This is a genomic window from Micromonospora sp. NPDC005237, from assembly GCF_040607775.1.
Taxonomy (GTDB): domain Bacteria; phylum Actinomycetota; class Actinomycetes; order Mycobacteriales; family Micromonosporaceae; genus Micromonospora.
On record NZ_JBEXHJ010000001.1, the window covers coordinates 52803 to 77829 of the forward strand.

29 protein-coding genes, 1 tRNA gene and 1 pseudogene are annotated in these 25027 nt (G+C 73.3%); 22 read left to right on the forward strand and 9 right to left on the reverse strand.

Annotation, left to right across the window (positions count from 1 at the left end):
• The first annotated feature begins 61 nt into the window (after window positions 1–61).
• The gene (locus ABZT87_RS00305) at window positions 62–481 is read left to right on the forward strand and encodes a DUF393 domain-containing protein (protein ID WP_355132662.1); all 420 of its coding nucleotides are present in this window, start codon (window positions 62–64) and stop codon (window positions 479–481) included.
• Here ABZT87_RS00305 and ABZT87_RS00310 read toward each other — a convergent pair.
• From ABZT87_RS00310 to trxA, 3 genes are all read right to left on the reverse strand, one after another.
• A complete protein-coding gene (locus ABZT87_RS00310) occupies window positions 445–1416 on the reverse strand; it encodes an MFS transporter permease (RefSeq protein ID WP_355132664.1) in 972 nt (323 codons plus the stop codon). The genes ABZT87_RS00305 and ABZT87_RS00310 overlap by 37 nt on opposite strands.
• On the reverse strand, window positions 1413–1853 hold the full coding sequence (locus tag ABZT87_RS00315; RefSeq protein ID WP_354855916.1) for a hypothetical protein: 441 nt from the start codon (window positions 1851–1853) through the stop codon (window positions 1413–1415). Before ABZT87_RS00315 ends, ABZT87_RS00310 begins: the two co-directional genes overlap by 4 nt.
• Before the next feature lie 153 nt (window positions 1854–2006).
• Window positions 2007–2369, reverse strand: a complete 363-nt coding sequence (gene trxA, locus ABZT87_RS00320) for a thioredoxin (protein WP_030329190.1) — start codon at window positions 2367–2369, stop codon at window positions 2007–2009.
• Window positions 2370–2917: 548 nt separating this feature from the next.
• On the opposite strand from trxA, the gene ABZT87_RS00325 reads away from it, so the two are divergent.
• The 11 genes from ABZT87_RS00325 to ABZT87_RS00375 all read left to right on the forward strand — a co-directional run bounded on the left by ABZT87_RS00325 (window position 2918) and on the right by ABZT87_RS00375 (window position 11636).
• Window positions 2918–3433, forward strand: coding sequence for a MaoC family dehydratase (locus tag ABZT87_RS00325; RefSeq protein ID WP_354855915.1), 516 nt, complete (start codon window positions 2918–2920; stop codon window positions 3431–3433).
• A 104-nt stretch (window positions 3434–3537) separates the two neighbouring features.
• A complete protein-coding gene (locus tag ABZT87_RS00330; RefSeq protein WP_355132666.1) occupies window positions 3538–4062 on the forward strand; it encodes a hypothetical protein in 525 nt (174 codons plus the stop codon).
• 53 nt (window positions 4063–4115) lie between these two features.
• Window positions 4116–4739, forward strand: coding sequence for an RNA methyltransferase (locus tag ABZT87_RS00335; RefSeq protein WP_355132668.1), 624 nt, complete (start codon window positions 4116–4118; stop codon window positions 4737–4739).
• 49 nt (window positions 4740–4788) lie between these two features.
• Window positions 4789–5499: a DUF6758 family protein gene (locus ABZT87_RS00340; protein WP_354855913.1), complete on the forward strand. Its 711-nt coding sequence runs from the start codon at window positions 4789–4791 to the stop codon at window positions 5497–5499.
• Between the two features lie 116 nt (window positions 5500–5615).
• Complete coding sequence (locus tag ABZT87_RS00345; protein ID WP_007455302.1) at window positions 5616–5774, forward strand: hypothetical protein; 159 nt, start codon at window positions 5616–5618, stop codon at window positions 5772–5774.
• Between the two features lie 6 nt (window positions 5775–5780).
• A complete protein-coding gene (locus ABZT87_RS00350; RefSeq protein ID WP_354855912.1) occupies window positions 5781–6656 on the forward strand; it encodes a PH domain-containing protein in 876 nt (291 codons plus the stop codon).
• 103 nt (window positions 6657–6759) lie between these two features.
• Window positions 6760–7641 (forward strand): SigE family RNA polymerase sigma factor, encoded by an 882-nt coding sequence (locus tag ABZT87_RS00355; RefSeq protein ID WP_355132670.1) that lies wholly within the window; start codon window positions 6760–6762, stop codon window positions 7639–7641.
• A 56-nt stretch (window positions 7642–7697) separates the two neighbouring features.
• Window positions 7698–8900 carry a hypothetical protein gene (locus tag ABZT87_RS00360; protein WP_355132672.1) on the forward strand — a complete coding sequence of 401 codons (1203 nt, stop codon included), beginning with the start codon at window positions 7698–7700 and terminating at the stop codon, window positions 8898–8900.
• A 242-nt stretch (window positions 8901–9142) separates the two neighbouring features.
• Window positions 9143–10015 (forward strand): PHP domain-containing protein, encoded by an 873-nt coding sequence (locus tag ABZT87_RS00365; protein WP_355132674.1) that lies wholly within the window; start codon window positions 9143–9145, stop codon window positions 10013–10015.
• A gap of 41 nt (window positions 10016–10056) precedes the next feature.
• Window positions 10057–10671 carry a MarC family protein gene (locus tag ABZT87_RS00370; protein WP_354855908.1) on the forward strand — a complete coding sequence of 205 codons (615 nt, stop codon included), beginning with the start codon at window positions 10057–10059 and terminating at the stop codon, window positions 10669–10671.
• A 137-nt stretch (window positions 10672–10808) separates the two neighbouring features.
• A complete protein-coding gene (locus tag ABZT87_RS00375) occupies window positions 10809–11636 on the forward strand; it encodes a PD-(D/E)XK nuclease family protein (RefSeq protein ID WP_354855971.1) in 828 nt (275 codons plus the stop codon).
• Window positions 11637–11706: 70 nt separating this feature from the next.
• On the opposite strand, the gene ABZT87_RS00380 is transcribed toward ABZT87_RS00375, so the two are convergent.
• Both ABZT87_RS00380 and ABZT87_RS00385 read right to left on the reverse strand, forming a co-directional pair.
• Window positions 11707–12570 carry an oxygenase MpaB family protein gene (locus ABZT87_RS00380; RefSeq protein WP_355132676.1) on the reverse strand — a complete coding sequence of 288 codons (864 nt, stop codon included), beginning with the start codon at window positions 12568–12570 and terminating at the stop codon, window positions 11707–11709.
• Between the two features lie 51 nt (window positions 12571–12621).
• Window positions 12622–13050: a Fur family transcriptional regulator gene (locus tag ABZT87_RS00385; RefSeq protein ID WP_354855906.1), complete on the reverse strand. Its 429-nt coding sequence runs from the start codon at window positions 13048–13050 to the stop codon at window positions 12622–12624.
• A gap of 203 nt (window positions 13051–13253) precedes the next feature.
• Here ABZT87_RS00385 and ABZT87_RS00390 point away from each other — a divergent pair, with 203 nt between their 5' ends.
• Window positions 13254–13736: a DUF2231 domain-containing protein gene (locus ABZT87_RS00390; protein WP_355133646.1), complete on the forward strand. Its 483-nt coding sequence runs from the start codon at window positions 13254–13256 to the stop codon at window positions 13734–13736.
• A 33-nt stretch (window positions 13737–13769) separates the two neighbouring features.
• Here the strand turns inward: ABZT87_RS00390 and ABZT87_RS00395 are convergent, their stop codons facing one another.
• Window positions 13770–14099 carry a hypothetical protein gene (locus tag ABZT87_RS00395; protein ID WP_355066739.1) on the reverse strand — a complete coding sequence of 110 codons (330 nt, stop codon included), beginning with the start codon at window positions 14097–14099 and terminating at the stop codon, window positions 13770–13772.
• A gap of 95 nt (window positions 14100–14194) precedes the next feature.
• On the opposite strand from ABZT87_RS00395, the gene ABZT87_RS00400 reads away from it, so the two are divergent.
• Window positions 14195–14377 carry a hypothetical protein gene (locus ABZT87_RS00400; RefSeq protein WP_354855904.1) on the forward strand — a complete coding sequence of 61 codons (183 nt, stop codon included), beginning with the start codon at window positions 14195–14197 and terminating at the stop codon, window positions 14375–14377.
• A 644-nt stretch (window positions 14378–15021) separates the two neighbouring features.
• Entirely contained in the window at window positions 15022–15249 is a 228-nt protein-coding gene (locus ABZT87_RS00405; protein ID WP_355133706.1) for a hypothetical protein, read from the forward strand.
• Between the two features lie 14 nt (window positions 15250–15263).
• Here the strand turns inward: ABZT87_RS00405 and ABZT87_RS00410 are convergent.
• Together ABZT87_RS00410 and ABZT87_RS00415 are read right to left on the reverse strand one after the other, a co-directional pair.
• A pseudogene (locus ABZT87_RS00410) lies at window positions 15264–15440 on the reverse strand (FmdB family zinc ribbon protein); the annotation flags it as partial.
• 27 nt (window positions 15441–15467) lie between these two features.
• Window positions 15468–16145: a 5-formyltetrahydrofolate cyclo-ligase gene (locus ABZT87_RS00415; RefSeq protein ID WP_355132678.1), complete on the reverse strand. Its 678-nt coding sequence runs from the start codon at window positions 16143–16145 to the stop codon at window positions 15468–15470.
• An 85-nt stretch (window positions 16146–16230) separates the two neighbouring features.
• On the opposite strand from ABZT87_RS00415, the gene ABZT87_RS00420 reads away from it, so the two are divergent.
• From ABZT87_RS00420 to ABZT87_RS00445, 6 genes are all read left to right on the forward strand, one after another.
• Window positions 16231–18597 (forward strand): diguanylate cyclase, encoded by a 2367-nt coding sequence (locus ABZT87_RS00420; protein ID WP_355132680.1) that lies wholly within the window; start codon window positions 16231–16233, stop codon window positions 18595–18597.
• A 9-nt stretch (window positions 18598–18606) separates the two neighbouring features.
• Window positions 18607–19569 carry a UTP--glucose-1-phosphate uridylyltransferase gene (locus tag ABZT87_RS00425; protein ID WP_354855901.1) on the forward strand — a complete coding sequence of 321 codons (963 nt, stop codon included), beginning with the start codon at window positions 18607–18609 and terminating at the stop codon, window positions 19567–19569.
• On the forward strand, window positions 19566–20879 hold the full coding sequence (gene glp / locus ABZT87_RS00430; RefSeq protein ID WP_139582488.1) for a gephyrin-like molybdotransferase Glp: 1314 nt from the start codon (window positions 19566–19568) through the stop codon (window positions 20877–20879). The genes ABZT87_RS00425 and glp overlap by 4 nt, the downstream gene beginning before the upstream one ends.
• A gap of 79 nt (window positions 20880–20958) precedes the next feature.
• Entirely contained in the window at window positions 20959–21609 is a 651-nt protein-coding gene (locus ABZT87_RS00435) for a GNAT family protein (protein ID WP_234584369.1), read from the forward strand.
• Between the two features lie 177 nt (window positions 21610–21786).
• Complete coding sequence (locus tag ABZT87_RS00440; protein ID WP_355132682.1) at window positions 21787–22566, forward strand: hypothetical protein; 780 nt, start codon at window positions 21787–21789, stop codon at window positions 22564–22566.
• 361 nt (window positions 22567–22927) lie between these two features.
• A tRNA-Ala gene (locus tag ABZT87_RS00445) sits at window positions 22928–23001 on the forward strand.
• 83 nt (window positions 23002–23084) lie between these two features.
• Here the strand turns inward: ABZT87_RS00445 and ABZT87_RS00450 are convergent.
• Window positions 23085–23783, reverse strand: coding sequence for a hypothetical protein (locus ABZT87_RS00450; RefSeq protein ID WP_355132684.1), 699 nt, complete (start codon window positions 23781–23783; stop codon window positions 23085–23087).
• A gap of 183 nt (window positions 23784–23966) precedes the next feature.
• On the opposite strand from ABZT87_RS00450, the gene ABZT87_RS00455 reads away from it, so the two are divergent.
• Window positions 23967–24977 carry a hypothetical protein gene (locus tag ABZT87_RS00455; RefSeq protein ID WP_355132686.1) on the forward strand — a complete coding sequence of 337 codons (1011 nt, stop codon included), beginning with the start codon at window positions 23967–23969 and terminating at the stop codon, window positions 24975–24977.
• Window positions 24978–25027: the final 50 nt, after the last annotated feature.

Sequence of the window (25027 nt, forward strand, 5' to 3'; positions counted from 1 at the left end):
CGCAAGTGACTCGCCGGACACCGGAGCCCACCGGGCGGTCGCGCGGGGGAGGATGGACGCCATGGAGAGGTCGACCTTCGTCTACGACGGGGACTGCGCGTTCTGCACGAGTTGCGCGGAGTTCATCGAACGCCGCATCCCCACCGCCGCCCGGGTGGTGCCCTGGCAGTTCGCCGATCTGGACGCGCTCGGCCTCACGGCCGCCCAGTGCGAGGAGGCCGTGCAGTGGGTCGGCGCGGATGGCTCACGCGCCGCCGGGCCGGACGCCATCGCGAAGCTGCTCGCCGCGAGTGGTCCGCTCTGGCGGGTCGCCGGAGCGGGGCTGCGGTTTCCGCCGGCACGCGCCGTGGCCTGGCGCGCGTACCGCTGGGTGGCGCGCAACCGGCACCGGCTCCCGGGCGGCACGGCGGCGTGCTCGCTGCCGCAGGAGGCCCGGGAGCGGCTCTACGGGCCGGCCGGCCGCCCGAGCGCCGGGGCCTGATCCCCGAGCCGCGCCGGCTCCGTGCCGGCGTCCGCCGGGGTTCGATCGCGTGGTTCGGGGTCGGCGTTCGGTGGGGCCGGCTCCGGCGCGTCCGTCGGTGCGCCGGGGGTCTCGCGGCCGGCCAACCGGCGGGCCCAGACCAGCGGGCGGACCCGCTCCAGCGGCAGGAAGCTCGTCATCGCGGCGAGGTGGGGTGCGAACGAGATAGTGATGGTCGCGATGGTCACCACGTGGAACGAGTAGAAGAAGCCGACCATGGCCAGTCGCCAGCGGGCCGGCAGCAGGAACACCACGGGGCTGAACAGTTCGAAGGCCACGATGCCGAACTGGGCGACGATCAGCAGGTACGGCACCTGGGCGATGAGGTCCGCCAGGTCGGTGCCACGTCGGATGATGGCCCGCGCCAGCACCGAGCCGGTCAGCCAGTCCAGGCCGCCGAAGCGCAGCTTGGCCCAGGCCGCCAGGAAGTACGTGCAGATCACCGCGATCTGGGTGACCCGCAGCGCCCAGCCGCCGGCCTCGGTGCGGGTGGTGTCGCCGTGGCGGGCCCGGCCGGCGGTGGGCAGCACGGCCAGTGCGACGAGGAGCCCGAACCGGTCGTGGTCGACCTTTCCGTAGCTCATCGCGATGATCATCCACTCGAGGTAGAGCGCGCAGACCGACCAGCCGAGCAGCCGGGGCGCCCGGCCGGTCGCGGCGAGCAGGGTGAGCAGCAGCAGCGCCCAGAAGATCACCGCCACCACCGTCGGCGTCGGCGTCGGCAGCGGGAGCAGCCGGCCGATCAGCAGGGGCTGGTACAGCTCGCCGGGCACGCTGGCCCTGGTGCGTACCCATGGGGTGAAGACCACCAGGTCGGCGGCGACGAAGAGGTAGATCAGGGTGCGGAAGGCGGCGATCCGCCCGCGCGGCACCGCCTCGGTCAGCCAGCCGCTCATCGGGAGACCTGCCAGCGGACCACGGTCTCGTCGGTGTGCTGCCCGGTGGGTCGGCCGGCGCGGATGCCGTGCCAGCGGATGACGATGCGGACCTCGACCAGCGCCGGGGCGTCCGGGTGGCGTTCGGCGTACGCGTCGGCCACCTCGGCGAGCAGCGTCGGGTCGGCTGCGTACCGGTCCTGCTGGCCCTCGATCTCGGCGCGGCGGATGCCGGTGGCGCCCTGGTCGAGGTCGACCACCGCGCCGGCGCTGTTCACCCCCTCCACGCGGGTGTCCGGGGCGGGGGCGTTCGGCGGGTTGGAGGTGGCGTACATCCGGAACGGGCCGAACGGAAAGTCGTCGTCGCTGCCCCAGAAGGTGCCGAGCAGCAGCAGGACGAGACCGAGGGCGGTCGCGCCCAGCCGGGTCGCGCGCCCGCGGGTGGTCAGGGTCTCCATCGGGTCGTGACGATACGGGATGTACCGGCCGTGCGGGGTCCCACCGATGGCCAGTTCCGCCTGCCCAGGTCGATGATCACGCGCCGGTGCCCGGGTACGACGAAGGGCCGGACCCGACCGGGCCCGGCCCTCGCGCGCCGTCACGGGGACGGCTCAGTGGTTGTGCTCGGCCAGCTGCTTGCGGACGTCGTCCATGTCCAGCGCCTCGACCTGCTCGATCAGGTTCTCCAGCGCGGACTCGGGAAGCGCGCCCGGCTGGGCGAAGACGATGACGCCGTCGCGGATCGCCATGATCGTCGGGATCGACCGGATGTCGAACTTCGCACCCAGCTCCTGCTGGGCCTCGGTGTCGACCTTGCCGAAGACGATGTTCTGGTGCTTCTCCGAGGAGCGCTCGTAGACCGGGGCGAACCGCTTGCACGGACCACACCAGTCGGCCCAGAAGTCGACCAGGACGATGCCGTCGTTGCCGGTCACCTCGTCGAAGTTCGCCGAGGTCAGCTCAACGGTTGCCATTGCACTCTCCGATCACCGCGGTTTGTCTGCGTCCCGTAGAACCAGGGCTGACCGTATCGAATTCCCGGGCCGTCCAGCACGAAACGTGCGCAGGGCTGCCCGGGGCCCTCGGCGGCCATCGAACTGCGTCAGTTCATCCCGTCCTGCGGAACGCAAGTGCATGACGCACTTGCGTGACCTGCGGTGATGGGAGCGGTTCCAAGGAGATCCACCCGATCGAGCGCTACGAATCGGTAACTTGAGCCCTGACGAGGAGGTATCCGGCCTGCGGAGATCGCTGATCACCCCGCTCTCCGTCACACAGAGTAGTGTTACAAAAAGATAAATGTGACCTCGATCTCTGTCGAACCTACGCCGTCGTAGGGCAGAATTCCTCACATCAGAGCGTGGGCGGCGGGTGCCGGGGAGGGCCCCGCCGCTCATTGCGTCTCCCCTCGGGTGAGTGACCGGTGTGACATTTCCGCCGGGGTCCGGCCCCGACCGTCGCCTTAACCATCGGTAAGGCATGCTGTGCCGAACTCCATCGCCGCCCGTCGAAGGGGACCAGGATGCAGTTCGGCCGCTACTACGAGGAGTTCGAGGTCGGCGCGGTCTACCGGCACTGGCCGGGTAAGACCGTCACCGAGTACGACGACCACCTCTTCTGCCTGCTCACCATGAACCACCACCCGCTGCACATGGACGCGCACTACGCCGCGACGGCCAGCCAGTTCAAGCGCAACGTGGTGGTCGGCAACTACATCTACTCGCTGCTGCTCGGCATGTCGGTGCCGGACGTCAGCGGCAAGGCCATCGCCAACCTGGAGGTCGAGTCGCTGCGGCACGTGGCGCCCACCTTCCACGGCGACACCATCTACGGCGAGACGACGGTGCTGGACAAGCGCGAGTCCGGCTCCAAGCCAGACCGGGGCGTCGTGTCCGTGGAGACCCGGGGCTACAACCAGGACGGCACCATGGTCTGCGTGTTCCGCCGCAAGGTCATGGTCCCCAAGCGGGAGTACGCGGCCGACGCCGTCGCCGAGGGAGTGGATCCGGAGCGGCCCAGTTTCCCGAACCCGCGCTGAACCCCCGGCGGCGCTGAGCAGGAGTCGCCGCCGCCGAGGCACGGGCCTCCATCCCGCACAGCAGGTTCTGCCGGGGAGGGGGCCCGTCGCCCGTTTCGGGGCTTATGCTGGCGCCGGAGGTTCCGATGAGCCACTCCGTCGCCGGAGAGCCGCCCTCTGCCGGCCGCCGCGCCGCACCCTTGACCGCCGCCGTCTACTCCGCCGCCGAGTGGGACCTGCTCACCAGCCTGCCCGCTCGGGTGCTCGTGGCCGCCGCAGCGCCAGGCGCCGGCCGCCCGGAGCGGGGGGTGATGGCGGGCCTCGCGGGTCTGGACGCGGTGGCTGCCGGCCGCGGGTTCGACAGTGATCTGGTCCGTGCCGTGGTCGCCGCGATCTACGCCCGCCACGACGGCGCCCCGGCGCCCGTCGAGCGACTCACCGACCTGGTGGACCTGCTGGTCGCGTGCCGGGCGGCGGTTCGGGTCCTGCGCCGGCGCGCTGATCCCGCCGACTCGGCCGCGTACCGCCAGTGGGTGCAGTCGGTCGCGGCCCGCGTCTGCCGGGCGGTGCCCGGCCCCGGCGGACGTCCGGCCAGCCCCGCCGACCAACGGTTCCTGGACCGGCTGGGTGACGCGCTCGGCCTCGGCTGAGGTCGGCGGGCCGTCGCGGCGGACGCCGAGGTGGCCCGTACCCTCTGATGACCGTGACCGACGACCAGCTTGAGGTGGGCGTGGGCCCCTGGCCGGGGGACCCGCCCGAGGACCCGCGCTACGACCCGGAGTTGCTGGCCGAGGGGGACCGGCGCAACGTGGTCGACCGCTACCGCTACTGGCGGCACGAGGCGATCGTCGCCGACCTGGACCGGCGCCGGCACGGCTTCCACGTCGCCATCGAGAACTGGCAGCACGATTTCAACATCGGCACGGTGGTGCGCAACGCCAACGCCTTCAACGCCGCCGAGGTGCACATCGTCGGACGGCGACGGTGGAACCGGCGCGGCGCGATGGTCACCGACCGCTACCAGCACGTCCGGCACCACGCGACGATCGAGGAGTTCGTCGACTGGGCGGCGGGGCGGCGGCTGCCCGTGCTCGGCATCGACAACCTGCCCGGCTCCCGCCCGCTGGAGACCGGCGTCCTGCCGCGGGACTGCGTGCTGCTCTTCGGCCAGGAGGGGCCCGGCCTGTCCGAGCCCGCGCGCGCCGCCTGCGCTGCGCTGTACTCCATCGCCCAGTACGGCTCCACCCGGTCCATCAACGCGGGTGTGGCCAGCGGCATCGCCATGCACGCGTGGATCCGTACGCACGCCGGCCCGCCACCGGACTGACCCTCGCCCCGTCGGCGCAATCGGGCGTTTCCGGCTTGACGTGCCAGCGATGCCGGGTGACGGTGGGGTTGTGAGTGTCGCGGTGAGTTGTCCGAGATGCGGGGGCCCGGTACGGGCGCCGGATCTGATGCACACCGAGTCGAGGTGCCTGCGCTGCGGTCCCGTGCCGCCGCTGCACGTGCCCGAACACATCGGAGCGGAGATCGTCGCGAGCGTGGTGGAGCGGATCGCCGCGACCGCGGGTCCACCGGGGACGCCGCTGTGGTGCCCGTGGCCGCTGCCACCAGGTTGGACCCTCACCGGCGTGGCGTACGCCGGTGACGACCGCACCGGGGTGCGGGCGACGGCGGTGGCCTGCGCGGGGCCCGCGCCGCTCGACGACGGTCCGGCGGATCTGGTCTTCGTGGCCGAGGAGCCGGGCGTCGGCCTGGGCACCCGGCTCGCCGGCCTGGCCGGCCCGGATCCCGGACCGGAACTCGTCGACGCGCTGACCGACCCCGGACCGGGGCATCCCGAGCACGTGGGGCAGGCCAGGATCCGCGTCGGCGGGCACCCGACTCCACTGTGGCTGGTGAATTCTCCGACGGATCGAAGCGCGTACGCCGGCGAGGCTCGGGGAATGTGGCTGCATGCGATAGCCTGGCCGGCGAGTGCGGGTCACCTCCTCGCGGAAGACGTCGTGTTGCACGACCTCACCGAGTGGACTCCGCCCGAGCTCGTGTACGGCGCACCATCCCCGTACCTGTCCGGGAGGGCTTGACAACCTTCCGGGTTTGACGGAGAACGGACGCAGATCTTCACTGTACGACACCACACTGATACTCTGGGTGCCGCTGCGGTAATGGGACCCGGCGCCGCGCGAGAGGATGGCCCGCCATGGTCAAGAAGGTCCTCACCTGGGCCGGAATCGCATTCTTGATCTTCTTCGTCGCCTATCGGCCAAACTCTGCGGCTGATGTGTTCAAGTCGCTGGGCGGCGGGATCATGGACATCGCCCAGGGGTTCGGCGACTTCTTCACCAGCCTCGTCGCCTAACCGTCGATGGGCAGCCCCTCCGGTCCACCCTTCGACCCGGACGACCCCGACCGGGAACGTCGCGAGCGCGACACCGAGCCGATACCGCGGATCGGGCCGGATGACGGCCCGGGCTACGGAGCCGGTCCCGGCCTGTCCGACGGGCCGTCCCTTTCGGACGACGTCGGCTACGGCGAAGGGCCCGGCTATGCCGGCGAAGGGCGGTCCGGCCGGGGCTGGATCCGTGATCCCGAGGCCGCCTACCAGCCACCGCAGATCTCCGAGGACGAGCTCGCGGGGCTGCGTGCCGACGCGACGGGGGCGACTCCCCGGCGGGTGCTTCCGTTGGAAGACGAGCCCAGCTCGCTGGTCGCCCGCTACCTCTTCCCCACCGAGCGCTACCGGGGCGAGTGGAAGCGGCACTGGATCCACCTCACCAACCCGATCCTGATCGGCATCGCGGCGACGTTCGTGCTCGGCTACCTGTCCGGTTTCCTCGCCGGCAACAACGTGGGCGCGCTGACGACCATCGCGGTGCTGCTCTGGTTCGCCGTCATGGGCTGGGTGGCCTGGAGAGTCGCCGACTGGTGGTATGACCGGTTCATCCTGACCAACAAGCGGGTCATGGTGGTCAACGGCATCGTCACCCGCAAGGTGGCCATGATGCCGCTGGTCCGGGTCACCGACATGAAGTACGAGCAGACGCCGACCGGCCGCGCACTCAACTACGGCACCTTCGTGCTGGAGTCCGCCGGCCAGGAGCAGGCGCTGCGCGAGATCAAGAACCTGCCCAACCCGAACGAGCTGTACCTGCGAGTCGTGGAAGAAATGTACGAGCCGCAGGCGGTCGAGGCGCGGTTGGGCAAGGAGGCCGACGAGGCCAAGGCCGACGACGGGGCGTGAAAGTTTTCGTCCGAACATCGGAGCAAGTGCGCACCTTTCGTCATGGACCGGCACGCCTCTGACGTGGCACTCTGCCAGGACGGTGTGGGTGCGGAGGTGTGCGGTGGCGAGCAGGGACCCGTTGGAGGAGGAGTTTCGCGAGTTCGTCGCGGCTCGCTCCGCCGCCCTGCTCCGTACCGCCTATCTGCTCGCCGGCGACTGGGCGACAGCCGAGGATCTGCTCCAGACGGCACTGACCAAGACCTACCTCGCCTGGAAGCGGCTCGGCGGGATCGAGGCGGTCGAGCCGTACGCCCGTCGTGTCATGGTCAACACCTCGACGAGCTGGTGGCGGCGACGCTGGCACGGTGAGCGCCCCACCGAGGTGCTGCCCGAACGGCCCGGTGTCGACGAGATCGAGCAGCAGCTCGACCGCGACCTGCTCTGGCGGCACCTCAGGGAGCTGCCCAACCGGCAACGGGCGGTGCTCGTCCTGCGCTACTACGAGGACATGTCGGAAGCACAGACGGCCGCGCTGCTGGACATCTCGCCGGGCACGGTGAAGAGCCAGGCATCCCGGGCACTGGCCACGCTTCGCCGACGGATGGGCACCGCCACCCCGGAACTGGCCGACGCCCCCGGTACGGACCGGAGCGCCAACCCCGCTTCCTCCGGCCGGGGCCGCGACGCCGGCCTCCCCGCCGGGAGCCGCGACGCCGCCCTCTCGGGTCGGGACCGTGGCGCTGCCCTCTCCGGTCGGGACCGTGGCGCTGCCCTCTCCGGCCGGGGCGACGCCGCCCGAGGTGCCGACGCTGCCCGACCTGGTCCGGACGGGAGGGATGCGGGGGGCCGTGCCGCGGTGACGCCGCGTCCGGCGGCCGGCCGGGCCGGGCCGGGCGCGGTCGCACCCCGGCCGTCCGTGCCCCGCCCGATCGCACCGGCGGTCGAGCTGCCCACCGCTCCGGCGGCCGTGCCCGTCGGCACCGGCGCCGGAGACCAGCAGTGAGCGCATTCCCCCGGCGGCCCGACAACCTGACGGGCGGTCCGCAGCGTCCTAACCAGGTGCGACGTGACCAGCTGGAAGGTGCGGTGCGGGAGACCCTCTCGCACCAGGTCGCCGTCACCCGTCCACTGACCGCCGACCCGGCCGGTCAGGCCATCCGCCGGGCCAAGCGGATCCGACGGCGGCGTGCCGGTGTCGGTGTCGCGCTCGGAATGGTCACCACCGTGCTGATCGGCGCCGGCATGACGCAGCTCGCCGACGAGACCGGCCGGCAGGGCCCGCCCATCGTCGTGATCGGCGATCCGGATCTGTCGGTCCGGCCGCTCCCCTCGGCCGCCGTCGCCCCACCCGCGCCGTCGCCCGGAACGCCCGCCGGTCTGCTCCTCGACGGCACCCTGATCAACGCCGACGGCAAGCGGCTGGCGCTGCCCAGCGTCGGCCCCGCCGAACGCGCCCACAGCCTGCCCAGCGGCGCCGGTCTGCTGGTGGTCGGTGCCCCGACCACCGCCGGCCGTTCCCTCTGGGTCGCGCAGGACGACGGCCTGGTGCAGGTGCTGCTGGCCGGCGCGGGCCAGATCGTTCTCGCGCCGGACGCCAGCCAGGTCGCCTGGCGCGACGGCAAGGACCTGCTCGTGGCGGGAGTGGTCGGGAGCCAGCTCATCGGCACGGTACGCATTCCGGTCCCGGACGGCGCGGAACCCGTCCGGTTCGTCGGAAACAGCGTGCTCGTCCGGCTCGACCGGGACGGGCCGGTCCACGCCCTGTGGCGGCCCGGCACGGGGGAGCTGACCGCGGTGTCCGAGCGGGGCACCCTGAACGTCTACGGTGCGCTGCCCGACGGGCGGCTGATCGGTCAGGTGTCCGCGAGCGGGCCGGGTGGGACCTGCCTGGCGGCGCTCGACCCGAAGCGGGCTCTGAAACCGGTACGCACCGCCTGCGGCGCACAGTTGAGCCTGGACGGCGCGGGCGGCGTGTCCGGCGACGGGCGGTGGCTTCTGGTGAACGGGAAGGTCGGCGCGAGCGACCGGGCCCTCCTGGTCGATCTGCAGCGGCTCGGGACGACGCTGAACGCCATGCCGGCCGGCCCGGCGCTGAGTGGCGCTGTCGCCTGGACGACCCGGACGGACGTCTCCTACGTCGACAGCGCCGGCAAGCTGGTTCAGGTCGACGTCGAACGGGTGCGTGCCGGGCAACCGGCCGAGCCGGTGCCCGTGGCCGGCCTCCAGCCCGGTGACCGGCCGGTCCTGGTCACCGGCTCCTGATCCGCACCCGGGTCGCTCCCCGGAGTGGTCGCGGCGTCCCGCGCTGCGATCGACCGCCTCGGCTCGCTGGCCGGCGTTCCCGTCCCTGCGCCGCGGGGGCCTGGCCCACGGGCGGGCCCACGGCCTGGCGCACGGGCGGGCCCACGGCCGGGCGCACGGGCGGGCGCGCGCTGAGGGCCGCGCTCTACGGCTGGCCGGCACCTACGCGAGCCGGATTCGGGTCTGCTGGGTAGCGTCGGGAGGTGACCTCGCCTACCGGCCCCGCGCCGCGGATCGACCTGCACGCCCACTCGACCGCCAGCGACGGCACGCTGAGCCCGGCCGACCTGGTCCGCGCCGGCGCCGAGGCGGGTCTGGACGTGCTGGCCATCACCGACCACGACACCACCGCCGGTTGGGCGCCGGCCGTACGGGCGCTGCCGCCCGGTCTGCGCCTGATCCGAGGCGCCGAGCTGTCCTGCCACTGGTCGGGCGCGCAGCCGCCGGTGCCGCTGCACCTGCTGGCGTACCTGTTCGACCCGGACCACCCGGAGCTGGTCGCCGAGCTGACCCGGGTGCGGGCCGCCCGCGAGGCACGCGGCGAACGGATCGTGGCGCTGCTGCGCGCCGACGACATCGACGTGAGCTGGCCGGACATCCTCTCCGGGGCGGGCGGCGGCACGGTGGGTCGCCCACACATCGCGCAGGCGCTGATCCGCGCCGGTCTGGTCGCCAGCACCCGGGAGGCGTTCGGCCCGGACTGGCTGGGCGAGCGGTACCGGCTGCCGAAGGACGACATCGACGTCTTCCGTGCGGTCCGGCTGGTCCGGGCCGCCGGGGGCGTACCGGTCTTCGCCCATCCCCGCGCCACCCGACGCGGCCGGGTGGTGCCCGACGAGCTGATCGCCGAGCTGGCCGCCGCCGGGCTGGCCGGCCTGGAGGCCGACCACGAGGACCACAGCCCGGCCGAGCAGGCCCACGTACGCGCGCTCGCCGCCGAGTTGGGCCTGCTGGTCACCGGCTCCTCCGACTTCCACGGCACCCACAAGAGCGTCCAGCTCGGCGCGTTCACCACCGGCGTCGAGGCGTACGAGCGGATCGTCGCCGCCGGGGTGACCGAGGTCGCTTCGGGCTGATCCGGGTATTTCGCCCACCAGGGCGCGGCTATCTTGATCACGTGGATCTTAAGCTGTTCGGCGAGGTTTTCGTGACCCTGCTGGTGATCACCGACCCGCCGGGCATGATGCCGATCTTCCTGGCGCTGACCGGGCCGTTGCCCGCCCGGGACCGCAACCGGGCGGCCTGGCAGGCCGTCGCGCTGGCTCTCGGCGTAATCGTGATCTTCGCGGTGGCCGGGCAGACCCTGCTCGACTACCTGCACGTGGACCTGCCCGCGTTGCAGGCCGCCGGTGGGCTGCTGCTCGTCCTGGTCGCCCTGGAGCTGCTGACCGGCAAGGCCGACGATCCCAGCCAGCAGGTCACCTCGAACATCGCGCTGGTGCCGCTGGGCACCCCGTTGCTGGCCGGTCCGGGCGCCATCGTGGCGACCATGCTCTTCGTCCAGCAGGCCGACGGGCTGGGTGACTTCACCGCCATCGCCGCGGCCATCCTCGCCGTCATGGTCGCGGTCTGGATCGTGCTGCGCTTCTCCGGCGGCATCGTGAAGATCCTGCGCCCCGGCGGCATCGAGGTGTTGACCCGGATCGCCGGCCTGCTCCTGGCCGCGATCGCCGTACAGCTCATCGCCGACGCGGTGGCGGCCTTCGTGACCCAGTACGTGAACATGGCCTGACCGGCACACCCGGAATGTCGGCGGTGGATGGCAGGATCGCAGGCGTGCGACGAGCCTCTTCAGCCGGACGACCCGCCGCAGGCGGTCGGGCCCCTCAGCAGCGCCCCGGTGGCGCCGAGCAGCTCGGCTTCGAGGGGATGCCGGAACGGCTGTTCGTCTGCACCCCGAGCAAGCTCGGCGCGTACGCGGACTGCCCCCGCCGCTACCGCTACTCCTACGTCGACCGGCCCGCACCGCCGAAGGGCCCGCCGTGGGCACACAACTCGCTCGGCGCCAGCGTGCACACCGCCCTCAAGAACTGGTACGCGCTGCCCGCCGACCGACGCCGCCCCGAGGCGCTGGCCACCCTGCTCAAGGGCACCTGGGTCCGTGAGGGCTACCGCGACGACGAGCAGGAGCGGGCCGCCTACCGGCGAGCGTTGAGCTGGCTGGAGGCGTACGTCGAGACGCTGGATCCGGAGTCCGACCCGCTCGGTGTCGAGCGGGTGGTGGCGGTCAAGACCGCGGTGCTGGCCTTCAACGGCCGGGCCGACCGCATCGACTCGCGCCCCGGGCCGGAGGGCCCGGAGCTGGTCATCGTCGACTACAAGACGGGTCGCACCGGGCTGGACACCGACGACGCTCGGGGCTCGCAGGCGCTGGCGCTCTACGCGTACGCGGCCGAGCGGGTGTTCCGTCGGCCGTGTCGCCGGGTGGAGCTGCACCACCTGCCGACGGGCACGGTCGCCGGCCACGACCACACCGTCGAGTCGCTGAACCGCCAGTTGACCCGGGCCGAGGACACGGCCCGCGACATCATGGCCGCCGAGCGGGCCGTCGCCGACGGCGGCGATGCCGACGAGGCGTTCCCGGTGGCGCCCGGCCCGCGGTGCGGTTGGTGCGACTTCCGGCGGCACTGCCCGACCGGGGCGCAGACGCCGGGCAAGGAGCCGTGGGCGGCCGTGGACCGGTCCGCCGACGCCTGACCCCGTGCGGCCTGCCCGCAGCTGACACTGTGCGGCGTGTCCGCACCTCGCCCCGAGGGGGTCCGGCTGGTCAGCCGGCCAGCGGGGTCGCGGTGTGACGTTCGGCCCGCTCCTTGGCGGCCTGCATCAACGGCCCCTCCCGATAGCGGCGCGGTACCGCGGCGAGCGCCAGGCGCAGGGCGCGCACGGTGAGGTCCGCCGACAGCTCGGTGGTGGGCAGCCCCAACCCGCCGTACATCCGTCGGGCCCACGGAGGCAGCAGCGCGAGCGCGGTGCCAGCGATGCCCAGGTACGCCCAGCGCGGCGGGCCGAGGGTGAGGCCCAGCCGAGCCGGCAGGCTGAGCTTCCACGGCAGCGGTGGGGCGGTGAGGAAGATCGCCGTCTCGGCGGCCTCCCGGGTCATCCGCAGCTCCGGCCGCACCGCGCGGTAGTACGCCGCCACCTCGGCGGCGGTGCCCGGCACCGTGGCCGGGTCCAGCCCGACGAGGCCGGCCGACCGACGCTGCTCGGTGTAGTAGCCGTCCACCTCGTCGTCGGTGAGCGGCAGACCCGCCCGCCGGGCCGTGCTGAGGAACGATTCGACCTCGGTGACGTGCACCCAGCGCAGCAGGTCCGGGTCGTCGATCCGGAAGTCCTCGCCGGTGTCGGGGTCGGTGGCCCGCAGCCGGGCGTGCAGGCGACGCAGTCGCGCCCCGGCCTGCTCGGCTTCAACCGTGGTGCCGTAGACGGTGGTCGCCACGTAGGTGGCGGTGCGCACCAGCCGTCCCCACGCGTCGGTGCGGTAGTTGCTGTTCTGCGCGACCCCGGCCATGGCCCGGGGGTGCAACGCCTGGAGGTAGAGCGAGCGCAGGCCCGCGACGATCAGGATCGGCTCCTCGTGCACCTTCCACGTGACCGAACCCGGACCGAAGAGGCCGAGGTCATCGGAGTCCACCGACCAAGCGTGCCACGGCCCACCGGTCGGTGCCGAGTGGTGCGGGCCGGGTCAGCTGTCGGCGGCGCGGCGCGACTGGCAGCTCGGGCAGAGGCCCCAGAAGGTCACTTCTGCCTCGTCCACCTCGAAGCCGTGCGCGGTGCCCGGTTCCAGGCACGGGGCACTGCCGACGGTGCAGTCGACGTCGGCGATCTCGCCGCAGCCCCGGCAGACCACGTGGTGGTGGTTGTCGCCGGCGCGCGCCTCGTACCGGGCGGGACTGCCGGCCGGCTCGATCCGGCGGGACAAGCCGGCCCGGCTCAACGCCCCCAGCACGTCGTAGATCGCCTGCGTGGAGACCGAGTCGAGGCGTTCGCGGACCCGGCGGGTGATCTCGTCGACCTCCAGGTGACCGCCGTCGGCGAGAACGTCGAGCACCGCGAGGCGCGGTCGGGTGACGCGCAGGCCCCTCGACCGCAACAGCTCCTCGCCACCGGACATGCGCCAATGACAGCACGTACGACCAGCAGCGACAACCGTCGCCCGCTGGGGGTGGCCACGGACACAGCCCGCAGGACCGACCTGCGGGGTCGCGCCGTGCTGAACCTGATCGCCGACGCGCGCGTGTCTCCGGGCGAGAGCTCGGGGACGACCGGCGGCCCGTACGCTGGCGATCCCTCACCGTGATCCACCTGGAGGTGTCGATGTTCGAGGAGATCCTGGGTCTACCGGTACACGTCCTCGTGGTCCACGCGGTGGTCGTCATGGTCCCACTGCTGGCGGTGCTGGCCATCGGATACGTGGGGCTGCCGCGCTGGCGGCACCGACTGGACTGGGCGCTGGCCATCCTCGCCGTGGTCGCGCCGGTGACCGCGTTCGTGGCCGTCGAATCCGGTGAAGCCTTCACCGACGCCCTGGTCGCCCGCGGCTACCAGGGCCAGATCCTCGACCAGATCTTCGAGCACTCCCGCTACGGCGACATCCTGTTCCGGATCGTGGTGCCCCTGGGGATCGTGGCCATCGCGCTGCTCGTGGCGACCAGTGGGCACCCGCGGGTGCCGCGGCTGCCGGCACTGGTGACGCCGGTGCTCGCGGTGGCGACCGTCGCGCTGGCCATCGCCGCCCTGATCTACGTCTACCTGACCGGTCACTCCGGCGCCGAGGCCGTCTGGGGCACCACCCTCTGAGCGGCCGGTCGGGGTGGGCGCCACCGACGCCGCTCAGAAGATGAGGCGCGAGCAGAGCAGGCAGACAAGAGCCACCAGCACCACGGCGGCTGCGGCGCCGAAGCCGTAGGTGACCCGCTGGGAACGCTGCTCGGCCGCATCCAGGACGGCCATGTCCTGTGGCGGAAGCTGTCGGGGCGGGGCCGGTTCCAGGTGCACCGGGGGACGCCAGCCGGCCGGGGGCGGCACGCTCGGGGGTGGCCCCGCGTACCCGCTCGTGGGTGTGGTGGCGGGTGGGGGTTGGTCCGCCATCCCGCCGTCGCCGGTCCCGGGCCGGCGCCAGTAGTCGTCGTCCGGGGTGCTGCCACCGCTGGGGGTCGTCACGGCGTCCGACGCTACCAACGGAGCCGGCGGCCCGGTCGCTTCTGGTCGATGTGCCAACCGTCGGCGAGCGGTCGCCTGCGCTAGTCTTGCCGCTCGTGAGCACCGAGGACCCCGGAACGCAGGGCGCGCGCGGCGATGATGACCGCACCGTCGACCTGAGCGACGACTTCGTGGTGCTGCCCGAGCAGACCACGGACGACACCGACCACGGCTGGGGCGAGCGGAGCAGCGGCAACGACGACTGGCTCCTCGCCCAACGCCCCCCACACTGGGACTGACCCCGACGCCGCGCCTGCGGGGCGGGCCACCGGCAGCGCGGCGGGTCGGGCAAGCCAGGCCCACACCCCGACCGCGACTCTAGGGCGGACAACCGTCAGCACGGCGGGTCGGGCAAGCCGGACCGGCGCCCCGGCCGCGCCGTTGGTCGCCGGGCAGCCGGTCGCGGTGCGCTGGCCGGTCGGGGAGTCCATGCCGGTTGGGGTGTGCAGGATCGCGGCGGCGAGGCCGAGCAGCGCGGCGACCAGCCCGGCCCGCAACAGGGTGCGACCGCCGGGCAGGGCCGGCCGGCGCAGCGGGCGCAACGCCCGCGCGGAGTCCAACTTGCGGGTGATCATCTGCCGCCTCCGTCCCGGGTGCCGTCGTGGTGACACCCGTAGAGCGGCACGTTAGGCCGGTAACGGCCGGCACTGCGGACCCCTCGTCCCCGCCTGTGGACAACTGACCGGCCTGTGGATAACGCCCATCTACCGGCTGGATCTGCTATCGCACCCGGCGGGACCCGCTATGGCACGGAAAGGGAATCCGGGCGATCGACCCGGCCCGGCCGACTTTCGGGAACCCGAGTGGATCAAGGATGGACAGCGCCGCCCGGGCGATCGCGGGCGGCGCTGTCGGCGAGCTTGGGGAAGACTGAGGTCAGGACGTGGAGCTGGCCGCCGGAGCCTTGCCGCCGCCCGACCCACCGGTCGAGGATCCACCGGACGAAGACCCAGACGACGACCCGGACGACGAGGACGAAGACGACGATCCGGAATCCCCGCCCGAGGACGAGGACGACGAGGACGACGAGGACGACTCGGACTTGGCCGGCTTGCTCGGCGTGCCGCCAGCGGAGGTCTCGGAGACGGACGCGCGGGAGTCGGTGCGGTAGAAGCCCGAGCCCTTGAAGACGATGCCGACCGAGTTGAAGACCTTGCGCAGCCGCCCCTGACACGCCGGGCACTCGGTCAGCGGCTCGTCCGAGAAGGACTGCACCGCCTCGAGCTGGTGACCGCACGCGGTGCAGGCGTACTGGTACGTGGGCACGTTCTCCTCCGGTATCTGAGCTCGGCCAGTTGGCACTCGACGTATTCGAGTGCCAATGGTGCGTCATTCGCCCCGGGTTCGTCCAGCGGACGTGTGGGGCGCGACACCCTGCGCCGCACCCGGGCCGTCGTCAAGCGTACGCATCCCGTCGGTGGGGGTGACGACCGCGCGGACCGGACGGTCGTGCGGCTCCGCCGGCAGCGCCTCGACCAGCTCCCCGTCGTGCAGCGGGACCACGGTCAGGGTCGCCGTGGGCACCCGTGCCAACGCCCGGTCGTACGAGCCGCCGCCCCGGCCCAGCCGTCGGCCGCGTCGGTCGACGGCGAGCGCCGGCACGACCACCAGCTCCGCTCCGGTGACCGCGGCCACGCCGAGGCGGGGGCCGGTCGGCTCCCGCATACCCCGACCGGCCGCGCTTAGAGCATCGGGTCCGGAGTACGCGGCCCAGTCCAGGTCCAGGTCGGGGAGGAGCACCGGCAGCAGCAACTCGGCGTCGGGCGGCAGCGCCGACCGCAACACCTCCGGCAGGTCGGCCCCGCCCGGCTCGGAGCCGACCGGGACGTACGCCGTCATCCGGCGCGGGCGCAGCCGGCGTACCAGGGCGACCAGCTCGGCCTGGACGCGCCCGGCGGCCTCGGCCCGCGCCGGAGCGGTCAGGGCCCGACGGCGGGCGAGCAGGTCGACGCGGGTGTCCCGCTTCGCCACTCGGGTCACTTCCGCTTCATCAGAAAATTCCGGCACGCAACACTCCTGACGCAACGCCACTCCCACGGTTGCTCTGTGTCAGCATCGCAAGCAACGGAGGCGGAACTTCCGGGGGGACCGAGTGACGCTACGCGGGCGGTTGACGGCAGCCTTCCTCGTGGTGGTGCTCGGCCCGGTCCTGCTCGGGGCGTTCTTCGTGGCCTCCACCGTCACGGCCGTCGACCGCAGCCGGTCCACCGAGCGCCTCGCGGTGGCGGCCTCCACGGTGCGTACCTCGGTCGACGCGCTCTGCCAGCAGCTGCGCGCCGCCGCCGACGCGGTCGCCCTCACCGGTGACCCGGCCGTCGCCGCCGGCCAGCTCGTCGGCCGTGGGCTGGCCGCAGCGGTGCTGGTCACCGACGTGAACGGACGCGTCACGTACGCCTCGCCCGGCGCTCCGTCGACCCCCTGGCGGGACTGCTCCGAGCCGGCCACCGCGTCGTCCGGCCCGGTCCGCGCGCTGGCCGCCCGGGTGGACCGCCGCGACCCGGCCGGCGCGCTGCTGGGCACGGTGGCCGCCGCGCACCTGATCGACCCGGCCTTCGTGGCCCGGCTGGCGGCGGTGACCGGGGTCGCGGTCACCCTGCTCGACGGCGGCGCGAGCGCCGCCCGGGTCACCCACACCACCGAGTCCCGGGAGGTACGCGACGCGGTGCTGGCCGCCGCCGGGGCCACCAGCGGTGAGCGGGTCACCGAGAGCACCAAGGGTCGGTACGTGCGCCGGATCGGGCCGTCCGCGGGCCAGCCGCTGCCGCTGGTGTTGTCGGTGCCGAGCGAGCGGCCGCCCGGGCTGCACGTCACGCTGGCCGGCGTGGTCGTGCTGGCCGGGCTGCTCGCCGTGTTCACCGCCTGGCGTCTGGCCCGGGTGACCACCCGGCCACTGGTGGAGCTGGCCGGAGCGGTCGACCGGGTGGCGCACGGCGACCTGACCGCCCGGGTGCCGGTGCGCAGCCGCGACGAGCTGGGACGGCTGGCGGCCGCGTTCAACCGGATGACCCGTGAGACCGGGTCGTACGTCGCGGCGCTGACCAGCAGCCGCGACCAGCTACGCGGGCACCTCGCGGTGCTCGGCGACACCCTGGCCAGCACCCATGACCTGCAACGCATCCTGCGGGTGATCCTGCACAGCGCCATCGCGGCCACCGGGGCGCGGGCCGGCGCGGTGCTGCTGGTGGAGCCCGGCGGGGTGCTCGTCGCGCAGTGCAGCGAGGGGTTGGACGGGCGCTGGCCGGCGGGGGACCCGGACGGGTCGCAGGGACTGCGGGTGCCCGTGGGCGTGGGCGTGGTCGGCGCGGTGGCCGCGACCGGCGAGCCGCAGCGGGGCCGGGTGGAACCGACCGAGGCCCCGACCGGCGAGCCCCGCTGCCGCACCTACGTCGCAGTCCCCTTCGCCACCCCGGGCGGCGCGAGCACAGCGGGCGGCGCGAGCACACCGGGCGGCGCGACAACGACCGTCGCGGGCGGCGAGAGGAGTCCCGACGAGGCCGGCGCCGCTGCGGCCGCGCTCGGTGTGCTGGCGCTCTACGACCGGGTGGGCGCGGACGAGTTCGACGACGACGACCTGGTCAACCTGCGCACCTTCGCCGGCCACGCGGCCGTGGCGGTGGAGAACGTCCGGGTGCACGAGGAGGCGCAGCGGCTCTCGCTCACCGACCCGCTCACCGGGCTGTGGAACTACCGCTACCTGCGCGAGTCGATCCGGCGGGAGGTGGAGCGGGCCAGCCGGTTCGGCCGGATGCTCAGCGTCCTCGCCCTCGACCTGGACCGCTTCAAGGACGTCAACGACACGTACGGGCACGCGGCGGGGGACACCGTGCTGGCCGAGTTCGCCCGGCGGGTACGCGGTGAGATCCGCGAGGTCGACCTGGCCTTCCGGCAGGGCGGCGAGGAGTTCGTGCTGCTCCTGCCGGAGACCGACGCCCGGGGTGCGGCGATCGTCGCGGAGCGGCTGGGCGCGGCGGTGCGCGAGACACCGATCGCGGTCGAGGCGTACGCGGGGCCGATCGTGGTCACCGTGTCGGTGGGCATCGCCGTCTACCCGGACCACGGCAGCACCGGACGGGAGGTGCTGGAAGCCGCCGACGACGCCCTCTACGCGGCCAAGGCGGCCGGCCGGGACACCTATCGCGTGGCCGAGGCCCGCCCCGACGTGCCGACGCGGGAGATACCGGTGCCCGCTTGCGCCGTCAGCCCACCCGACGGGCTGCCACGTGCCGGCCGGCCCGTGCAGGCGCCCCGGGAGCCGGGCGGGCACGCCCGGTCGGAGTCGACTGCTGGCGTACCGGAATCGAACCGGTCGGGGCCCGCGCACGCCGGCCCGGATCCGGCGGACGAGCCGGCGGCCACCGCCGCGGACGCCGCGCGGGCCGGCCCCGACGTCACCCGGCCGGGGTCGGGCGGCGGCGCGTCTTCTGGGCCACACCCGCCGCGGCAGAGCCGTGGCCGATAGTCTCGCGGCATGTCGGAGCACTCAGCGAACCCCTCATCGACGGTCGCCGCAACCGGCCGTCCCGTGGCGGTCAAGGCCGTTATCCCGGCCGCCGGACTGGCCACCCGCTTCCTGCCGGCCACCAAGGCGGTGCCGAAGGAACTGTTGCCGGTGGTGGACCGGCCGGTGCTGCAGTACATCGTCGAGGAGGCCACCCAGGCCGGGATCGGCGACGTGTTGCTGATCACCGGCCGGGGTAAGACGTCGATGGTGGACCACTTCGATCGACGCCCCGACCTGGAGACCAGGCTGGAGGAGAAGGGCGACGCCGAGCGGCTGGCCGCCGTGCGCCGGCCCAGTGAGCTGGCCGAGATCTACACCGTCCGGCAGCCGGAGCAGCTCGGGCTGGGCCACGCCGTCGGGTACGCCGAGTCCCACGTCGGCGACCAGCCCTTCGCGGTGCTGCTCGGCGACGAGTTCGTCAAGCCGTCCGAGCCGCTGCTGCCGGCGATGCTGGAGCTGCAGGCCCGCACCGGCGGCGTGGTGCTGGCCTTCTTCGAGGTCGACCCGGCCGACACCAAGCGGTACGGCATCGCCTCGGTCGAGCCGGCCGAGGCGGAGCTGACCGACATCGGTGAGGTCGTCAAGGTCACCGGCATGGTGGAGAAGCCGCAGCCGGAGGACGCGCCGAGCAACCTCGCGGTGCTGGGTCGGTACGTGCTGCCCGGCAAGATCTTCGACGCGATCCGCCGGACCAAGCCGGGCAGCGGCGGCGAGATCCAGCTGACCGACGCCATGGAGCTGCTGCGCACCGAGGGCACACCGGTGCACGCGATCGTCTACCGGGGCACCCGCTACGACACCGGCATGCCGCTGGGGTACCTCCAGACCGTCGTGCAGATCGCCGCCGAGCGCGAGGACCTCGGCAGCGAGTTCCGCTCCTGGCTGGCCGAGTTCGTCAAGGCCGACGCGGCAGGCGGATCTGGTACATGACCGCGACGGCCGACGCCGAGGCGGCCGCGAACGAGTTGACGCCGCTCGCCGACTACCTGGGCAGCGTGCTGCGCAGGTTACGAGCGCTGCCGCCACTCGACCTCGACCTCACCCAGGCGCACGGCAACGTCCTCGCCGAGGATGTCGTCGCGCCGCACGCCTTCCCGGCCTTCGACCAGGCGGCCGTGGACGGGTACGCGGCCCGGTGGGAGGACATTTCCGGAGGGGGCCGGGGCCCGAGCTACGTCCCGGCCCCCTCCGGCACGCCCGGCGGCCGGACCATCCGGCTCAACGTGGTCGGCGACCTCGGCGCGGCGAGCTGGCGGCCGGTGCGGCTCACCCCGGGCTCGTGCTTCTCGGTGGCCGCCGGGGCGCCCCTGCCGGTCGCCGCGGACGTCGTGGTCCCGGTGGAGTGGACCGACCAGGGCATGGCCGCCGTGGAGATCTTCCGCACCCCCAAACGGGGGTACGGGGTACGCCGCGCCGGTGAGGAACTGCCGGCCGGCACCCTGCTCGCCCGCGCCGGCACGTACGTCTCGCCGGCGCTCGTCGCGGTCTTCGCCGCCACCGGCATCGGGCACGTGGTGGTCCGGCCCAGCCCTCGGGTGGTCATCGTGGCCACCGGCGACGAGTTGGTCGACGTGGGCCGGGGCAGCCAGCCCGGTCAGGTGGTGGACGCGAACTCGCACGCGCTGACCGCCGCCGCCGCCGAGGTGGGCGCGCTGGCGTACCGGGTCGGTATCTGCGACGACGACCCGGAAGGGCTGCGCGGGCTGCTGGAGGACCAGACCCTGCGCGCCGACCTGATCATCACCACCGGGGGGACCGGCACCGGCCCCGGGGACATGGTGCGGCGGATCCTGTCCCGCCGCGAGGGTGGCCGCGCCGGGCCGGTGACCTTCACCGACGTCGCGCTCTATCCCGGCACCGCGCTCGGGTTCGGCACCGTCGGCGCCGAGGAGGTGCCGGTGGTCTGCCTGCCCGGTGACCCGGGGGCCGCGCTGATCGGTTTCGAGGTGCTGGCCCGCCCCGCCATCCAACTGCTCGCCGGCGCCGAGCCGGTGTTCCGGCCCAGCGTCCGGGCGCACCTGCTGGAGACCGTGTCGTCCCCCGGTGGGCTGCGGGAGTTCCGGCCCGCGCACGTCGCGGAGCGGCGCGGCGGCGGTTACACCGTGCAGCCGCTGCGCGGCGGCCCGTTCACCCTCTCCGGCCTGGCCGAGGCGAACGGGCTGCTGGTGCTCGGCGAGCGGGTCACCACCGCCGCCGCCGGCTCCACCGTGGACGTCCTGCTGCTCGACCGGCGCCGGTGAGTGCGCTCGGCTGTTCTTCGACGGTGCGCGTGGTGGGTCCACTTGCGCACGATCCGGTCCCGCGCGGGAGACTGTGCGGGTGAGCCTCTTCGGACCCGCGCGAGCCCCCGGCTGGCCGGCGGTGCTGGTCGACGGCCCGGTGCTGCTACGGCCCTACCGGCGCTCCGACGCGGCGGCGTGGTCGGAGGTGCGCCGGGCCAACCGGGCCTGGCTGGCACCGTGGGAGTCGTCGCTGCCGGGCAGCTGGGACGAGCTGAACTCGCCGGCCGCGTTCCGCTGGGTGCACCGTGACCAGCGGCGTTCCGCCCGCGAGGGCGAGGGGATGCCGTTCGCGGTCTGCCTGCGGGAGGCCGACCGGGACCGGTTGGTCGGGCACCTCAACGTCGGCAGCATCGTGCGCCGCGCCTTCTGCTCCGGCTACGTCGGCTACTGGGTCGACGCCCGGGTCGCCGGACAGGGCGTGATCCCGACGGCGCTCGCGCTCGCCGTGGACCACGCGTTCGGCCCGGGTGGGCTGCACCGGGTGGAGGTCAACATCCGGCCGGAGAACCGACCGTCGCGGCGGGTGGTGGAGAAGCTGGGCTTCCGCGAGGAGTCGTACCACGTGCGCTACATGCACATCGACGGCGCCTGGCGGGACCACATCGGATACGCGATGACGAGCGAAGAGGTCGCCGCCGAGGGCGGTCTGCTGGCCCGCTGGCACCGGGTACGCGCCACCGCGCGGTGAGCCGTCCCACGCACGGGATCGGCGCGGCGCGGCGGCATCACGGTCGGTGCGCCGTAACCTCAAGTAACTGCAAGCTGCGGCAAGCGCTCACCGCCCGGACGATCTACGCACCCAGGCGTGATCGGTGGAAGATCCTGCGGTCGGGCAGCGTTTGCTCCGAATTCGGTGACGGGAGGGGTGAGGGTGCCGACCTCGGTGCTCCTCGCCGTCCTCGCCGCCGCCGGCCTGCTCGCCCTGGCCCCGGCGCTGGTTCGTCGGTACGACGCCACCGAGCGGCTGGTGGCGGAGCGGGCGCAGTCGACGGCGCGGGTGCTCCAACGCCGTCGACGGCGCCGCACTGTGCCAGGACGGCAGCCCGTGCACCCGCCCCGCTCCCTCGTTGTCACCCTCAGTGAAGACGCGACTACGGGAAGGCTGGGTGCGCCGGTCTCCGCGCCCCCGGCGGCACGCCGCTCCGGCCGACTGCGCGCCGTACCGCCGGCACCGAAGCGCTCCCGCCGTCGTCCGCCACGCCGGCAGCACACCCCCGCCGTGTACCGCCGACGCCGGGTGCTCGCCGCGCTGCTACTGCTCAACGTCGTCGAGCTGATCGGCGTGCTGTTCGTCAGCCCCGGCTTCTGGATCGGCTTCTCGGTCACCTTCCTGCTGCTGGCCCTGTACGTCGTACACCTGCGCGGGCGTGCCCTCGCCGGCCGGCGTCGACGCCGCGCCCACGCCCGGGAGGCGGCGTGGCTGGCCGCCCGCCAGGCCGAGGTCCGCCGCGAACAGGCCCGCCGCGCGGCGGCCCGCCGGGAGGCGCAACGCCGCCTGGCGGCCCAGCGCGAGGGGGTACGCCGAGCAGCCATGGGCCTCGACCGGCCCGGCGACCTGCCGGCGGCCGTCAACGGCGGCTCGGTCTCGTACCGTCGCTCCGGAGGACTGCGCGGCCGCCCCTACGAGGCCGGCCGCGGCGCCTGACCCCGCGCTGCCTCGGCCTCGCGGCGCCCGGTCTCGCGACGCCCGGCGTCGCGCTGCCCGGTGTCGCGGCGCTTGATCGACTCCCGTTCGCCGAGGTGGGGGTATCGCCGCGAGATGATGCCGCCACATCGGCGACGTCGAGTCGATCAAGGGCGTGCGGGGGCTTGATCGACTCGACTTCCTGGAAGGCGGGGTGTCGAGGCGTCCGGGATGCCCCGGTTTCCTGGAAGTCGAGTCGATCTCCGTGCTGGTGACAGCGCCGCACCGGGGGCGGATTCGCGGTGGAGGCCGGCGACCTGTTAGCCTTGCTGCCGGCCCGCCCGGTGTAAGCCGGGTGGGACCGAAGCCGGTTCGCCGGTGGGGGGCTGTGGCGCAGACTGGTAGCGCACCTCGTTCGCATCGAGGGGGTCAGGGGTTCAAATCCCCTCAGCTCCACCCCAGGTCAAAGGCCGTTTCCGCGAGTCGGAGACGGCCTTTTTCGATCATGAAGGCAAGCGCGGCGGCGCGGACGTGCACGGTCAACTGAAGCGCTCGGTGGTCACGAGCACGAGGCCGTGCTGCCGCAGGACCTCCGTCAGCTCGTAGAGGATCGAACCCAGCGCCTCGGCGCTGCCGGCTCCCAGCAGAGCGGTGAGGTCGAGGCACCAGGCGAGATTGTGGCCGATCCTGCGTAACTCCCAGGTGAACTGGTGGCCGTCTCTCTCGTGGTGGCCACCGGCGACGGATCCGACGGTGCAGCCGTCCGTCGTCCGCCAGACGGTCCTCAGGGTCGCCACCTGATCCGCCCGGAGGTCCTTGGCGAAGAGGACGCGGTACACGCGTCGCTCGTGGAAGCCCTCCGGTGGCTGTGTCGGGCCGAGCCGCAGTGGCGGGGCGGTCGCGAAGGCTTGATGGTCACGGAAGTACGTGCGCAGGACCGCTTCGGAGGGCAGGTGCCGACCTCCGAGGCGGCGGTAGGCGGCTACGGCGTCGGCGTGTGCGATGGGAACAACCCGGGCGAGCACGGCCGGATCGGTGCGCAGGCCGCGACTCAGCGAGGCGGAACTCCACCAACCGGCGCTCGGCGTCCAGCCCGCGCTGTGCAGACCCGTCGTGGTGAAGTCGTCGTGCCGGGTGAACTCCTCGACGAGGATGCCCTCCACCTCATGATCGCCCTGCGCGGACCGGACCAGGTGGTAATCCAGCGAAGGCCCGGCGTGCGGCCGATCGGTGCTCACCGGCCCCATCCTCCGGCCACGCCGCACACCGGGCAACAGTGATCCGTCCATACCAGACGGTGAGCCCGCAGACGTCGATCATGTCGTCCATCCGACCGGCCGCAACCGAGAGGCATGTTCAGGGGTGCTTCTGGCATCAGTTGACGCCCGGGAGTATCCGGGCCGCCCACACGGGGAGAAGAGATGACGCACAGCGCTCGACACCGGATGCTCGCCGGCACCGCCGCCGGCCTGCTGGCCGCCTCTCTCGGCGTCGCCCTGTCCTCGACGGCGACCGCCGCGCCCAGGACCGGGGCCACCAGCGCCTGCACGATCAGCACCTTGCCCTATCCGACGGACACCTACCGCGCCGACGCGAGCGTCATCGACCCGTCGGGCCGCTTCGTCGCCGGCACCGCCCTGCGGATCCGGGAGGACGGCAACCAGTACCTGCTGCTGACCTGGGACGGGCAGCAGCTCACCGAGACCGAGGCGCCGGGCAACGGGATCGACCCGGTCGACGTCAACGAGAGCGGCATCGTGATCGGCAACGGCTGGGCGGAGAACGGCATCGGCCGGCCGTGGACGTACCGCGACGGCAAGCTCGAGCAGTTGCCGGTGCTGCCGTCCACCGGCATCTTCGTCTCGGCCATCAACAAGGCCGGCGACATCGTCGGCTACGGCTCGGACATCGTGCCCGGCGAGTTCGTCGCCCTGCGCTGGCCGGCAGCCCGCCCGGGCACGGTCGAGGTGCTCGACGCCCCGGTCAACGCCCAGCCGGTGGGGATCTCGCCGAACGGGACGATCGTCGGTTACGCGGGCCCGTTCGGTGACTGGACCAGCTGGGTCCGCCGGCCGAACGGCAAGATCAAGCCGCTCGCGGTCACGGGTGGTGGGTCGACCTGGCTCAACGCCGCCGCGGGCCACTGGGCCGTCGGCCAGGCCTGGCTGGGTGGCACCAGCCCGGCCAAGGTGCGGTGGGACGTGCGCGACGGCTCGTACACGTTCCTCGACCAGGAGATGGGGCTGGACGACGTCAACGCCAAGGGCGTCGTGGTGGGTGGCGACCGGGTCGCGCGCGGGTCCACCTCGCGGGTCCTGCCGGGCAGCGGCGAGCGGATCAACATCGGCGCTCGGGCCATCTCCGACACCGGCACCATCGTCGGCTTCCGCAACGCCGACCGGGTGACGCCGGTGCGCTGGACCGGCTGCTGACACTCGATCTCGCGCGCGTGGGGCCGGTCCGATCATCGGGCCGGCCCCAC